The organism is Lactobacillus sp. HBUAS51381 (assembly GCF_012641095.1).
Classification (GTDB): domain Bacteria; phylum Bacillota; class Bacilli; order Lactobacillales; family Lactobacillaceae; genus Levilactobacillus.
Genome location: NZ_JAAVSC010000002.1, coordinates 68572 through 82873, shown reverse-complemented (window position 1 = coordinate 82873; position 14302 = coordinate 68572). Strand labels below are relative to the sequence as shown.

General features: G+C 50.0%; 10 protein-coding genes. 9 read left to right on the top strand and 1 reads right to left on the bottom strand.

Annotated elements, in window-relative coordinates; genetic code table 11:
* Positions 1 to 5: 5 nt before the first annotated feature.
* Both era and recO read left to right on the top strand, forming a co-directional pair.
* Positions 6 to 911 carry a GTPase Era gene (gene era / locus HEQ50_RS01080; protein ID WP_168898620.1) on the top strand — a complete coding sequence of 302 codons (906 nt, stop codon included), beginning with the start codon at positions 6 to 8 and terminating at the stop codon, positions 909 to 911.
* A 27-nt stretch (positions 912 to 938) separates the two neighbouring features.
* On the top strand, positions 939 to 1748 hold the full coding sequence (gene recO, locus HEQ50_RS01075; RefSeq protein ID WP_168898619.1) for a DNA repair protein RecO: 810 nt from the start codon (positions 939 to 941) through the stop codon (positions 1746 to 1748).
* 108 nt (positions 1749 to 1856) lie between these two features.
* On the opposite strand, the gene HEQ50_RS01070 is transcribed toward recO, so the two are convergent.
* Positions 1857 to 2438 (bottom strand): helix-turn-helix transcriptional regulator, encoded by a 582-nt coding sequence (locus tag HEQ50_RS01070; protein WP_168898618.1) that lies wholly within the window; start codon positions 2436 to 2438, stop codon positions 1857 to 1859.
* A gap of 219 nt (positions 2439 to 2657) precedes the next feature.
* On the opposite strand from HEQ50_RS01070, the gene HEQ50_RS01065 reads away from it, so the two are divergent.
* The 7 genes from HEQ50_RS01065 to rpoD all read left to right on the top strand — a co-directional run bounded on the left by HEQ50_RS01065 (position 2658) and on the right by rpoD (position 14266).
* A complete protein-coding gene (locus HEQ50_RS01065) occupies positions 2658 to 3092 on the top strand; it encodes a MarR family winged helix-turn-helix transcriptional regulator (protein WP_168898617.1) in 435 nt (144 codons plus the stop codon).
* Complete coding sequence (locus HEQ50_RS01060; RefSeq protein WP_168898616.1) at positions 3089 to 4246, top strand: MFS transporter; 1158 nt, start codon at positions 3089 to 3091, stop codon at positions 4244 to 4246. Before HEQ50_RS01065 ends, HEQ50_RS01060 begins: the two co-directional genes overlap by 4 nt.
* Positions 4247 to 4692: 446 nt before the next feature.
* Positions 4693 to 5616, top strand: a complete 924-nt coding sequence (glyQ, locus tag HEQ50_RS01055) for a glycine--tRNA ligase subunit alpha (protein WP_168898615.1) — start codon at positions 4693 to 4695, stop codon at positions 5614 to 5616.
* Positions 5616 to 7691 carry a glycine--tRNA ligase subunit beta gene (gene glyS / locus HEQ50_RS01050; protein ID WP_168898614.1) on the top strand — a complete coding sequence of 692 codons (2076 nt, stop codon included), beginning with the start codon at positions 5616 to 5618 and terminating at the stop codon, positions 7689 to 7691. The genes glyQ and glyS overlap by 1 nt, the downstream gene beginning before the upstream one ends.
* Before the next feature lie 466 nt (positions 7692 to 8157).
* A complete protein-coding gene (locus HEQ50_RS01045) occupies positions 8158 to 10800 on the top strand; it encodes a MucBP domain-containing protein (protein WP_168898613.1) in 2643 nt (880 codons plus the stop codon).
* A gap of 477 nt (positions 10801 to 11277) precedes the next feature.
* Positions 11278 to 13125: a DNA primase gene (dnaG, locus tag HEQ50_RS01040; protein ID WP_168898612.1), complete on the top strand. Its 1848-nt coding sequence runs from the start codon at positions 11278 to 11280 to the stop codon at positions 13123 to 13125.
* Between the two features lie 10 nt (positions 13126 to 13135).
* Positions 13136 to 14266 (top strand): RNA polymerase sigma factor RpoD, encoded by a 1131-nt coding sequence (rpoD, locus tag HEQ50_RS01035; protein ID WP_370520121.1) that lies wholly within the window; start codon positions 13136 to 13138, stop codon positions 14264 to 14266.
* Positions 14267 to 14302 lie beyond the last annotated feature (36 nt).

Sequence of the window (14302 nt, the reverse complement as noted above, 5' to 3'; positions counted from 1 at the left end):
AAAATATGGATAATCCAAATTATAAATCAGGATTCGTGGCCATCGTTGGCCGGCCCAATGTGGGGAAATCAACGTTTTTAAACCGGGTGATTGGTCAAAAGATTGCCATCATGTCGGATACGGCACAGACCACTCGAAATAAGATCCAGGGGATTTACACGACCGATGAGGCGCAGATCGTCTTCATTGATACGCCAGGGGTGCACAAACCCAAGAGTAAGTTGGGCGACTACATGGTGCAATCCGCCATGTCCGCGCTTAACGAAGTCGATGCCGTCCTCTTCATGATTAATGCTGCCGAGAAGCGGGGCGCGGGTGATAACTTTATCATCGACCGTTTAAAGGGCATCAAGGCGCCGGTCTACCTGCTCATTAACAAGATTGACCAGATTCATCCGGATGATCTCTTATCCGTCATGGACCAATACAAGACGGCGTTGCCCTGGAAGGCCGTTTACCCGATTTCCGCATTGGAAGGGAATAACGTTGACGACTTCCTATCTGATCTCGTGGATGAGATGCCCCATGGACCGCAGTATTATCCCGAAGATCAGGTGACCGATCATCCCGAACGGTTCGTGGTCAGCGAACTGATTCGGGAAAAGATCTTCATGCTGACGCGGGAGGAAGTGCCGCACTCAGTGGCAGTCGAAATCGAAAGTATGAAACAAAAGGACGAGGATCACGTCCACATCGAGGCCACCATTATTGTCGAACGACCGACCCAAAAGGGCATTATGATCGGCAAGGGTGGTAGTATGCTTAAGAAGATTGGGACCATGGCGCGCCGGGACATTGAACATCTGCTGGGGAGTAAGGTTTATCTCCAGTTGTGGGTCAAGGTCCAGCCAAACTGGCGGGACAAGGCCACCCTGCTGAAGAGCTACGGCTACCGCAAGGACGATCTTTAGACTGAAACGAAGAAAGTGAGGATGACGATGGCACGTAACGTGACTGATTTTCACGGCATCCTCCTGTTTCGGCGGGACTATGCCGAGCGCGACTTTCTGATTAAGTTTCTGACGGCCGAATTCGGGAAGAAGATGTTTCTGGTTCGCGGCGCCAAGAAGAAGGGTTTCAAGATGGTGGCGGATATTTTACCGTTCACGGTGGGTAGCTACGTGGGTGACATTGCCGACGATGGGCTGTCCTACATTCGGACGGCGCGCGAGACCAGTCAATTTCAAAATATCAGCGCCGACATCTTTAAAAATGCCTACGCGACCTACATCATGAGTCTGGTTGATTCGGCGTTTCCGGACAGTCAACCCCTACCGGATTGGTATCACCGCGTACAGCGCGCTCTAACACTGATTGACGATGGGGTTAACGCCAGCATTGTGACCAACATCATGGAGATTCAGTTGATGCCGGCCTTTGGGGTTGCACCGCAACTACAGGGCTGTGCGGTCTGTGGGCGCAATGACCTACCGTTTGATTACTCGGAAAGTTACGGCGGTCTCCTGTGTCAGCAGCATTGGCAGATGGATCCGCGGCGTCTGCACCTGAACCAGCGGACGATTTACTATTTGCGGCAGTTCTCCGTGTTGGACTTAGACAAGCTCCACACGATCAACGTAAAACCGCAGACGGAGCATTCCCTGCGGCAATTGATGGATGAAATCTACGATAGTCAGATTGGGGTGCATCCCAAGAGCAAGCGTTTCTTGGATCAGATGCAGTCCTGGTCGGCACGGATGACGATGCCACCGGGCGAATCAACGGATGAGGACCCCAAGACGAATTAAATCTCAAACTAGGGAACCTATGGTCAATTCTATAGATTCCCTTTTTGTATACGATGAAGTCAACTTTGGTGAAAGGGGTGGCTTGCTTCCCCCGTTAGACCAATTTTACTAAAACGACCAGTGTAGAAAAGCCGTTGCGATCCACCAAGTTAAGCCGCCGCCAATCGCTAGGCCAATGAGAGCGCTAAGAACTAACGTTACCGTGCGATATTTCCGTTCAGGCTTAGTGATTGGTGCTGACTGATGGTGGAGATAGGCATTAATCTGCCGAAAAGTTTTTAGCTGAAGTCGTTGACTGAGGTAAAGCAGGTAGCCCGTTGAAGCGAGCCCAATGGTCGTCACCGTTGAGATGGCCATGATGGTAGGAATCATGGGCAACCACCGCAGACCGATGAATAAGCCATAGACGGCTATCAGGCAGGCGATGGCCACGCTAATGAGCGGTTTAAGATGGAAATTGGATGTCCGCTGATGCATGGTAGTGAGGTCTTCTTGAACTAGCTCATTGATTGTTACATGGTAGAGACTGGCGAGGAGCAACAGGCTTTTGATATCTGGGTAGGTTTTACCCGTTTCCCAATTAGAAATGGTTTGGCGGGATACGTAGAGCTGGTCTGCCAAGGCGGCTTGCGTTAAATGATGTTGTTCGCGATAGGTTACGAGCGTGTGCTGTAGCTTTAAAGGTGTCATGAAAAAGGTCCTCCTTTGTGTTTAGGCTCATTATCCCATAGGACTGAAGCCGTGTCTGTCAAAGTTCTTTGACATGTTGCTATCAAGGGGTTTTCGCGGTATTAAGATGAGAAAATATCGGCTACTGTAACGGCGAATGGCAGATAAGTGCTGAAGAAAGTCAAGATAATTCGGTCAAACAATACAGCTTGCTGTATAATTAAAACAGAAGGTGATGACATGGACGACAATCAAGCAGTTTCCCGCAAGATTGTAATTTTGGGACGAAAGATTAGAAATAAGCGAAACGTCTTTGCTAAGGCGTTGTCCCTAACGAGTGAACAGGCCGATGCGTTACGCTACTTTGCGGACGCTCCTCGGCGGACCATTACGGATTTTAAGGATTATCGGCAGATTACGCATCAAACGGCGCGACTGATTGTTAAACGCCTGGTCGACCGGCAGCTTTTGCAGTTAGAGGCCAATCCTAACGACGGTCGTGCAAAGCTGGTTAGTTTAACGGCTGCCGGTAGGGTTAAATGGCAGCAATTAGACCGGCACATCGCGTCAACGAGTCAGACGTTATTTACGGGGTTTACACCGGAAGAACAGCGACGGTTCCTCGCAATGCTCGATCAAATTAGTCAGAACTTGGAAGGGGTCGACGTCTTTTGAAAACACAATTGTATACACGTGACGTCAAGCTCGTTCTCGCCGCTAGTTTCTTTTTCTTGATGAGTCCGATGCTCGTCAATCCCATCATTGCGGGATTTTCAAGCAATATTGGTGCAAATAGTGTCTTAGCGGGTGTGGTTGCGGGGATGATGAACCTCACATCACTGGTGTTACGGCCATTGGCGGGGAATCTGACGGACCGATTTTCGAAATACCGATTGACGCTAATCGGCGGCGTCTTAATTCTCATTGCCTGTGTGGGTTATGGTGTGACCACATCCGTCCCACTGATTATGATGTGGCGGGTGGTGAATGGGCTCGGCTACACGCTGTGTACGGTTTGTATGTCGACCTGGATGGCCAGTCTGTTACCGGCAGATCGCATTGGCGCTGGTATGGGAATTTATGGGATCGCGAATGCCTTGGGGATGGCGATTGGACCGGCCGTGAGTGTCTATCTCTACCATCATCTTGGCTACCGCAGTGTCTTTTGGGTCGCGGCAATCTGTGTAAGCCTGTTATTACTGATCATTCAATTTGTGAGCAATCGGAGTGTGCCACACCCTGACTATCGAAACAACAAAGAGGTACAGCCTAAGTTCCGGCTGGTTCAACCCAAAGTGGTGCCGGTTGCGACCATTCTCTTACTCTTCTCGTTGCCGTACTTTGCCACGCAGACCTATATTGTGAGTTACGTGGAACATCGCGGTTTTGACATTCCGGCTGGGGCGTTCTTTCCGGTTTATGCGCTGGTCTTATTGGCGATGCGTTTGCTGCTAAGGGATGCATTTGACCGAATTCCCTTTAAAAAGTTTTTCTGGATCTGTCTAGGATGTAACTTGGTTGGGATTATCGGCTTAACGAATATGACCAACTGGTTGATGTTGGCCGTGGGGGCCGTGGGACTTGCGGCCGGATACGGGTTGATGTTTTCCATCTGTCAGGCCAAATCGCTGACATTGGTCCCCAAGTCCGATCGGGGATTAGCGAACAGTACTTTCTACATTGGCATTGACCTCGGGATGACGCTCGGCCCCATGTTGGCGGGAGTGATTACGACTTATCTCCCGTGGGCCTGGCTGTATCCGATGATGATGGTCACACTCCCAGTGGTTGTCATGGTCTATTGGGGAAATCGGAGAGCGCTGGCGTAGGTACAGGTGAGGCGACGCTGCGATTGATGACCTAGGCTGAGAAAAGCCTTACAGGTTACAGGGAAAGGATGTTATCCCGGCAAACCATCGATAATTTCCGCTCACTTCTAGGAAACACATTGACAACCCCGCCCCAGACAGCTATCATAAAACACAGTTAAATAAGTCGATTATGATGAATGAGAGTCACAGCGTCACTGGTTTAGCGAGTTCGGGAGAGTGGAAGCCGAATCCAGGACGGTGTGAGTTGGCACATTCGGAGTCGTTTCCAAGTAAGCTGCTAGTCATTGACTAGAAGTAGGGTGGAACCGCGAAAATAAAAATTCGTCCCTACGTGAATTTGCCTCGGTGAATTCTCGTGGGGATTTTTTGCGCGCTTATTTGTTTAATCGGTCAACCAGCTGGCAGCTTGTTAACTGGCAACCATACAAGGAGGAACTGCACCCATGACAGAAAAACTGTCCATGCAAGCAATCATTTTAAAGTTACAACAGTATTGGTCTGCACAAGGTTGCATGCTGATGCAAGCTTACGATACTGAAAAAGGGGCCGGTACCATGAGTCCCTACACGTTCTTACGGGCAATTGGTCCGGAACCTTGGAACGCCGCTTACGTTGAACCTTCCCGTCGGCCAGCCGATGGTCGTTACGGGGAAAACCCCAACCGGTTATACCAACATCACCAATTCCAAGTGATCATGAAGCCCTCACCCGACAACATTCAGGAGCTTTACCTGAACAGTCTACGGGAACTGGGTATCGATCCTCTGGAACATGATATTCGGTTTGTCGAAGATAACTGGGAGAACCCATCGATGGGTTGTGCCGGTGTTGGTTGGGAAGTCTGGTTGGACGGGATGGAAATCACCCAGTTCACGTACTTCCAAGTCGTTGGGGGGATGGAAGTTGATCCCGTCACCTCTGAAGTCACTTACGGTTTGGAACGGTTAGCCTCCTACGTTCAAGACGTCAACTCCGTCTTCGATCTGGAATGGGCCGATGACGTCAAGTATGGCGACATCTTTAAGGAACCCGAATACGAACACTCCAAGTACAGCTTTGAAGAAAGCGACCAGGACATGTTGCTTCGGCACTTTGATGAATACGAAACGGAAGCCAAGAAGCAGATTGCTAACGGCCTGGTTCATCCAGCCTACGACTACATCTTAAAGTGCAGCCATACGTTTAACTTACTGGACGCCCGTGGCGCCGTCTCCGTTACCGAACGGGCCGGTTACCTCTCTCGTATCCGGAACATGGCGCGGTCCGTGGCGCGGGCCTTCGTTGCCGAACGGAAGAAGCGTGGGTTCCCGTTAGTCAAAGACGAGAAGCTCCGTGAACAATTATTAGCTGATGAGGAGGCCAAATAATGGCACACACATTTTTACTGGAAATTGGTTTGGAAGAAATGCCCGCCCACGTGGTCACGCCAGCCATTAAGCAACTGGTCAAACGCACGGCGGATTATCTAAAAGAACAACGCGTGGATTATACGGAAATCAAGCCGTTCTCAACGCCACGGCGGTTAGCCCTGTTAATCAGTGGCTTAGCCGACAAGCAAGAAGATATCAGCGAATCCGTTAAGGGGCCCGCTAAGAAGATTGCTCAGGATGCCGATGGTAACTGGACCAAGGCCGCAATTGGCTTTACCCGCGGGCAAGGTCTGACGCCCGATGACATTACCTTTAAGGAAATCAAGGGGACGGAATACGTTTACGTCGACAAGTTTATCGCCGGCGAACCCGTTGCAACGGTCTTAGCCGGCCTCCGCGACATCATCATGGCCATGACCTTCCCAACCATGATGAAGTGGGGTACCCACCACTTCCAATACATCCGACCAATTCGCTGGCTGGTTGCTCTGCTGGACGACCAAGTGATTCCCTTTACCATTCTGGACGTCACGACTGGCCGGACCACGCGCGGTCACCGTTTCTTGGGTAAAGAAATTGAACTGGCCACGGCCGCAGACTACGAGGAAAACCTCACCAGCCAATACGTGATTGCCGACGCCGACAAGCGTAAGGCCTTAATCAAGAAGCAGATCAATCAATTGGCTGCCGATAACGACTGGACGGTCGATGTGGACGCGGGCCTGTTGGAAGAAGTCAACAACTTGGTTGAATGGCCAACTGCCTTTGCCGGGAGTTTCGATGACAAGTACCTGACCATCCCCGATGAAGTGCTGATCACCTCCATGCGTGATCATCAACGCTTCTTCTACGCTCGTGACGCCAATGGTAAATTGTTGCCGGTCTTCATTTCTGTTCGAAATGGGACCGATCATGATCTTCAAAACGTGGTTGCCGGGAACGAAAAGGTTCTGACGGCGCGGTTGGAAGACGCCATGTTCTTCTACACGGAAGACCAGAAGAAGACGATTGCTGATTACGTGGAACGTCTCAAATCGGTTAGCTTCCACGACAAGATCAGTACCATGGCGGAAAAGATGAACCGGGTTACGGCCATCGTCAAGGTCTTAGCCAAGCACCTGAACCTCAATGATGCGCAGACCAAGGCCGCTGTACGGGCCAGTGAAATTTATAAGTTTGACCTGGTCACCGGGATGGTTGGTGAATTCGCCGAGTTGCAAGGGGTCATGGGTGAGAAATACGCCTTACTTAACGGCGAGGATCCGGCCGTTGCCCAAGCCATTCGCGAACACTACGAACCCATCTCAGCCGACGGTGCGCTACCAGAATCCGTTCCGGGTGCCGTTTTGGCCCTGGCCGACAAGTTCGATAGCATCCTGACCTTCTTTGCTGCCGGGATGATTCCGAGTGGATCCAACGACCCTTACGCTTTGCGGCGTCAGGCAACCGGGATTGTCCGGATTGCCAAGGCTCAGAACTGGCCGTTGCCCGTTGCCGAATTGGCCAAGGACTTTATTACGGCCGAAACGACGGCTAAGGTCGCCCCTGATTTGGATCAAACGGCTCAAATTCAAGCAGTCGTTGACTTCATCAAGGACCGGATTCGCAAGATTTTGCGTTCCGCTAAGCAACGTCACGATATCATTGATGCCGTGACGAATGGGACCAGCAGCGATGTCTTGCAGATCTTTACCGCTGCCGATATCTTGGCTAGTCATGCCGACGATGCCAATTTCAAGGCGGTCATCGAATCCCTGACGCGGGTCATTCGTTTGGCACAGAAGGCCCCAGCCGAATTAGCGACGGCGACGGTCGATGCTAAGCTGTTTGAAAACGATAGTGAAGGTGCCTTGGATAAGGGTGTTGTTGAAGTTGCTGCTGCCGCAGACAAGGGCCTCAGTGACTTGTACGCTGCGTTGGCCGATATCCAGCCAACGATTGCGGCTTACTTTGAAGCCACGATGGTCATGGCCAAGGACGATGCCGTTCGGAATAACCGGTTGACTGAGCTCAGCAAATTGGCTAGTCTGGCGCTAGTTCTCGGCGATTTGGACCAATTAATTGTGAAATAATCGGGGTTAACGTTAACCTGGAAACCAGCTCTGAAGGGGGCTGGTTTTTTTTCGTCCACTTATATTTAAGACGTGCTTAGCGTTTCTAACACATTAGTTATCGACTTAACATGCAAACGCGTTCCCTTAGAGAATATTAGTGTTGGCCCACTTTTTGGTAATTTAAGTTCGGAGACACAAAGGGTCCGGGTGTTTTATCCCAGACTCAACAATTGGTGAAAGATAAAAAAACGGTATAAAAAGAAGGCTTGAAATAAACAATTTAATAATAAGGTTAATCGAATTACGTGTGATTATTCCAGGCGAATGAGCAGTTATTTGTCGCAGAAAGATTGGACTTAATATCATAAGATTAATAAAACATAATAAAAAAAGTTTATACGATCCATATACTTTGTGTGACGCTCCTGATATAATCAAGATTAGACGTTATGGCCAAAAGTCAACCTGCTATCTTAGCTACAAGATGGGGATTAAAGAAAGACTGGAGGCATGCGGCAAATGTGGAGAGGACTGGCATATGATTGGGGTAGAAAATAAGTATAATTTTACATATAAAGCGGGTAAAGCTGCTTTTAATTTTGGCGCTTTGACACTTGCTCTGGGGTGGGGACTAGCTGACGCACGTTCCGTGCACGCTGATGTGAGTACAGAGGCGGGCATCCAACACGAACATGTCGTAAACCGTCCCGCTAATCAGATGAATGTCACCGAATCGTTTTTCCTGCAAACGGACGCAGACAATCAGACTATCGATCATCAAGACGAGCAAGATACGTCGACCGATGATGAAATGGTCCCGATGGATTCAGATGACATCATTGATGCGAAGGTAACGCCAGAGGAGGGTGGCCCATCAAAACCACCAGTAACAAGCAGTGAGAATTTACCGTCAACTGAACCGTCTAAGCAGACAGGCACAGCGCCAACTGAACGTGTCGAACAGGCAAAACGGCCACAGAACATGCAAAAGCAAATTGAGACAACGGCGCTACGTGAGAAGACGCCCACGGATACCGAGACTGTGCCGTCAGTGTCTCAAACCACGGTGTCCCAGGTTGCTGATCATTTACCTATAGCAGTCGTTGGTGACCTGATTGATGACTGGATGCCAGATAGAAATTTACAACAGATTGTCCTCCATCAATTACAAAGGGATCAAGATATTTCTTCCGTTAATCAGATTACGAAGGCGTTAGTTTCTAAGATGACGATTTTGTTTAGTGATCCCACGTATGAATTGAACAATCGTGCGTATCATGAGGCCGTCATTGGCATTCAATCCTTAAAGGGGCTGGAGTATGCGGTCCAGCTGGAAAGGCTGAACATCTTTCCTGAGGTTGGCGCGTCTTTTGATTGGGACGGTCAGTTTATGCATGGTAACCTTTTTGATATTAGTGCCTTAGCGCATTTGTCGAAACTCTATGAGGTCACTTTGCAGATAAATCAGCTTACAGATATTTCTGCGCTAAGCCAGTTAACCTTGACAAACGTGGCGTTGGATAACAATCGTATTTACGACTTATCACCATTGAAAAATTCTGCGGCAAACTTGTCGCCTCTTTCGGCGCTGAGTGATCAGTTAGTGACGTTACCCAAGGTCATATTAAACGCCAACACCACAGATTTCACACTGACATTTGGGGTAACGAATATTCATGGTGAAAGCGTGCCAGTAAGTCCGGAGGAGACTTCAGAGGACTTCTTTAATAGCACGGGGACTGGTACTAATGTTGATACACAGACAATTACTTGGCGACTGAACGAGTCTGAAGGACAATTGTTATTGAAATGGTCTGTTGGCAGTGGGCAGTATCTATTTACCGGTGAAGTTTGTATTCCTTACGAAATGAGCAATACGGTCGGAAATGTGGCGGTTAATTTCAAAAATAGAGATGGCTCTGTATTGGCACCGCAACTGACGCTAGCTGGGACTTTAGGAGAGAAATTTGATTTAAGCAATATGGCCAGCGTCAATGAGATCGTTCACCGCTTGGCTCAAAAGGGATATGCCGTGGTGGGAACTGAAAATAATGTGGCGACAACCGGAACTTATGCAGAAAAGATGACGTATGTGACGTTCCTGTTTGATGTTAAGCCCGTTCAGACAACCCTCAATTTCCTAAATGAGCAAGGTGAGCAGATCTCAAAACCGCAGATTCTAAGTGGGAAGCCGGGAGAACAGTGGCAGACGGCGATACCAGCGTTGAAGGGTTATGTCTTTCAAAAAATTAAACAAAAAGAGGCCAATGTCGCAGTGTCGACGGATCAGCTATCGGGAACTTACGTGGCCGATTCGGCAATCGACTTGGTTTATAAAGCACAGGAGGAGTCAGCGACAATTCACTATGTTTATGCCAACGGCAAACAGGCGGCGCCACAGCAAGTAGTTACTGGGAAGTATGGTGAGAACATTACTTTTCCGGATTCGCCAACTATCGCGGGATACACTGCCAGCCAGCTTTTGCCAGCGAGCTTTGGTGATGGCGAAGGGGCCAATTCATTTACGGTAATCTACACGCGGCAAAAGGTAACGGCGCCAGCGGAGACTGTGCCGCCAACCGATACGACTAACCAGAACATCACAGTCACAGTCCATTATCAAACGGCAACTGGGATCCCTGTTGCGCCCGATGACCGATTGATTGGTAAAGTAGGCGAGCCTTATAGAACCAGACCGGCGACTAACGTTACAACTGGTTATCGACTGGTGACGACGCCAATCAATGCTACGGGGACACTCGGCCAGAGCAACGTCACGGTGACCTACATTTATGCTCGGATTGCGACAGAGAATAATCAGTCAGAACTGGAACCGATGAAGCCCCTGAAACCGGCCTTTACAGCGCCAGCGGCTGATCCTGATGAACCGATTGGTCACGACGTCATGCAGATGGGGACGGCAGACACCGTGGCGATCGGTGGAGCGGCTGGTGGTATGATCAATTCATTACCGCGTCACCCGTTATCTGATCAGGCAACCAAGCGTTTACCGAAAACCAATGAAAAGACACGCTCACCGTGGTGGGGGATAGCCTTACTGAGCGTCATGTTTAGTCTGGTAGGGATAGGGTGGCATCGCGGAAGAAAACTTGATGCTGATTCTTGATGGCAATCATCAGGTAAGGCTAAACGGATTAGATGATTAAGAACACACTAAGATTAGTTCCAAAATCAGGGTAACGTTAACCCGGAAACCAGCTCTAAAAGGGGGCTGGTTTTTGTTTTATAATGGGTCTCAGCCATGCCGATGGTTTCAGACAGCTAAAGCGGCCATTGATCGCCACACCGTGGGTAATTGCGGAGATAACGCAGGTATTGTTTCGAGAATGGCCGGTTCAAGGTTGGTGGATCCATGATCGTCGGTCATTAAAAAGCAGAAATTGCCCCAATTCGTCCTAAGTTTGCTATAATAGAATGAAGTTTAGCCTAAGTCTTTAATGTTGACAATGCCCCCATAGGTGGTATCATATATAGTGTATTTTTGCGCACGAATTCTAACTAAAAAGTCGCACTTGTCGGGTTTCCGGGGTGCGACTTTTCAAGGCTATGGTGAGCAAACGGAAACACGTAAGGGAGTGATTGGTTGGCGAAGATACCCGAAGACGTGATTGAGACGGTTCGGACGGCCACGAATATTGCGGACGTTGTCGGCCAGTACGTGCAACTGAAAAAATCCGGTAAGAATTTATTCGGTCTCTGTCCGTTCCACGAGGAGCGAACACCCTCGTTTTCCGTTTCAGAAGATAAGCAAATCTTCCATTGTTTTAGTTGCGGACGGGGGGGCAACGTGTTCAAGTTTCTCATGGAACTGGAGCACGTGACCTTTCCCGAGGCAGTCGTTAAGGTGGCGGACTTTAGCCACGTCGATCTGGACAGTGAATACCGGCAGGATGCGGCGGGACCCGCGGTTGACTCGAAGACAGGACAACTCTTGGCGCTACATGAGCAGGCGGCCAAGCTGTACCACCATATCTTGGTGAATACCGAGATGGGGCAACCGGCACTGGATTACCTCCACGACCGCGGCCTGACCGATGAGACGATTGAAACCTATCAGTTGGGTTTTGCGCCGGGTCAGCGTCTATTGAAGCCCTTCTTTGACCAACGACAGAGTGACTACCAGCTCTTACGGCAGTCCGGCCTGTTTATCGAAGATGCCCAGGGCAATCTGCGTGACCGGTTCACCGAACGGGTGATGTTTCCGCTACGCAATGCCAGCGGGCACGTGGCGGCTTTCTCCGGTCGGCTTCTACACAAGGCCGATGACCAACCAAAGTATTTAAACAGCCCTGAAACCACATTATTTAATAAAAGTAAGCTGTTGTTTAACTTTGACTTGGCACGGCCGGCAATTCGACAAGCCGGAGAGGTCACGCTATTTGAGGGGTACATGGATGTCATTTCGGCAACCCAAGCGGGCGTTGGAAATGGAATTGCGTCGATGGGAACCAGTCTGACGACCGAACAGATCTATGCGATCGAGCGGACGACGGATAAACTCAATGTCTGCTACGACGGGGATGAACCCGGCCAACGGGCGATTGATCGCGCCCTGCGGTTATTGGGTGACCACAGTCACTTACAGCTCAGCGTGATTCAACTTCCTGAGGGGCAGGATCCCGATGAGTATCGTAAGGCCCACGGCAACGAAGCGTTTCGGCAAATGTTGGAATCGGCCAAGGAACCGCCGTTACGGTTTCAAATGCGTTTTCTGCGGCGCAATCGCGCGTTGGAGACGGATAGCGAGCGCCTAGCGTACGTCAATCAAGTCTTGCCACTCTTGGCTCAGGTCAAGGAGCCCGTTGAACTAGATCTGTATCTCGGCCAATTGGCTAGTGAGTTTCAGATTGACAAGGCGGCGTTAACGGCGCAGCTCAAACAGGTACAGCGGGATTCCGCGGCGCAGCAAGAACGGCAACGGCCAGCAACACCAGCACCAACGCCAATTACCGAACCACCGGTGACGGTGTATCAGCAACGTCGGCCGTTAAATCGACTGGAACGCGCCGAACGTAATTTGCTCTATCGGTGCTTGCACGATCGTAACGTGTGGGCGAAGGTGACGGGCATTGCCGATTTCAGTTTTGTGCATGACGATTATCAGATTATTTACACCTTGGCCCAAGGCTATTTTCAAACCCATCAGGTGTACCAGACTGCACAGTTTACGGACTTCATTCAAGAAGATCGTCTGCAGCAGCTGGTCATTGAATTGGAAACCACAACGACCATGTCCGCGGCGGCAACCCCGCGGGAGATCGATGACTATTTAGCGGTTATCATGGACGAAGCCCCAATTGAGGAGCAACTGCGTCAGAAGAAGAATCAATTGACGGAGGCTTCGCGGTTGGGCGATGCCGACCGCCAGCGACAACTCGTCGTTGAGATCGTTCAATTGGAACGACAGCGGCAGGCGAACAAACAAGTTTAATCTAGGGGGTATTTTAATGGCAAAAAAGACCACGGATCAACCAATGTTTGATCAAAAAGCATACAACAAAACGGTGCGCGCTTTGATTAAGAACAATAAGAAGGCTGGGAGCATCACCTACGATGACCTGTCCGACAAGGTCGCAACACCTTACACGCTGGATGCTAAGCAGATGGATAAGTTACTTGAAACCATTTCAGATGCTGGGATCAGTGTGGTTGATGCTAAGGGTGAGCCAGACCCACGGGCCGTTAAAGCCCAGAAGGCCGTTTCGAAGAAGGAATTAAAGGAAGCCGGGACCACCACCGGGGTTAAGATCAACGATCCCGTGCGGATGTACCTGAAGGAAATTGGTCGGGTTAACCTGTTAACTGCCGATCAAGAAGTGGCCTTAGCCTTACGAATTGAAAACGGCGAAGAAGAAGCCAAGCAAGAGCTAGCCGAAGCCAACTTGCGGTTGGTTGTTTCCATTGCCAAGCGTTACGTGGGTCGGGGGATGCAATTCCTGGACTTGATTCAAGAAGGGAACATGGGACTGATGAAGGCCGTCGAAAAGTTCGACTACCGGAAAGGGTTCAAGTTCTCCACGTACGCCACTTGGTGGATTCGGCAGGCCATCACACGGGCAATTGCCGACCAAGCGCGGACGATTCGGATTCCCGTACACATGGTGGAAACCATTAACAAGTTAATTCGGATTCAACGGCAACTCCTCCAAGACTTAGGGCGGGAACCAACGCCTGAAGAAATTGGGGCCGAAATGGATATGCCAACGGAAAAGGTTCGTGAAATCTTGAAGATTGCGCAAGAACCCGTTTCCCTGGAAACGCCAATTGGTGAAGAGGACGACTCTCACTTGGGAGACTTCATTGAAGACCAAGACGCCACGAGCCCTGCTGACCACGCCGCTTACGAGCTTTTGAAGGAACAGTTGGAAAGTGTCCTGGACACGCTGACTGACCGGGAAGAAAACGTGTTGCGGTTGCGGTTTGGCCTGGATGATGGCCGGACCCGGACTTTGGAAGAAGTCGGGAAGGTCTTCGGGGTAACCCGTGAACGGATTCGTCAGATCGAAGCCAAGGCCTTACGGAAATTGCGTCATCCATCACGGAGCAAGCAGTTGAAGGATTTCTTGGAATAAATTTTGATGTGAATTGATTGTTAGTTTAGGAAGGTC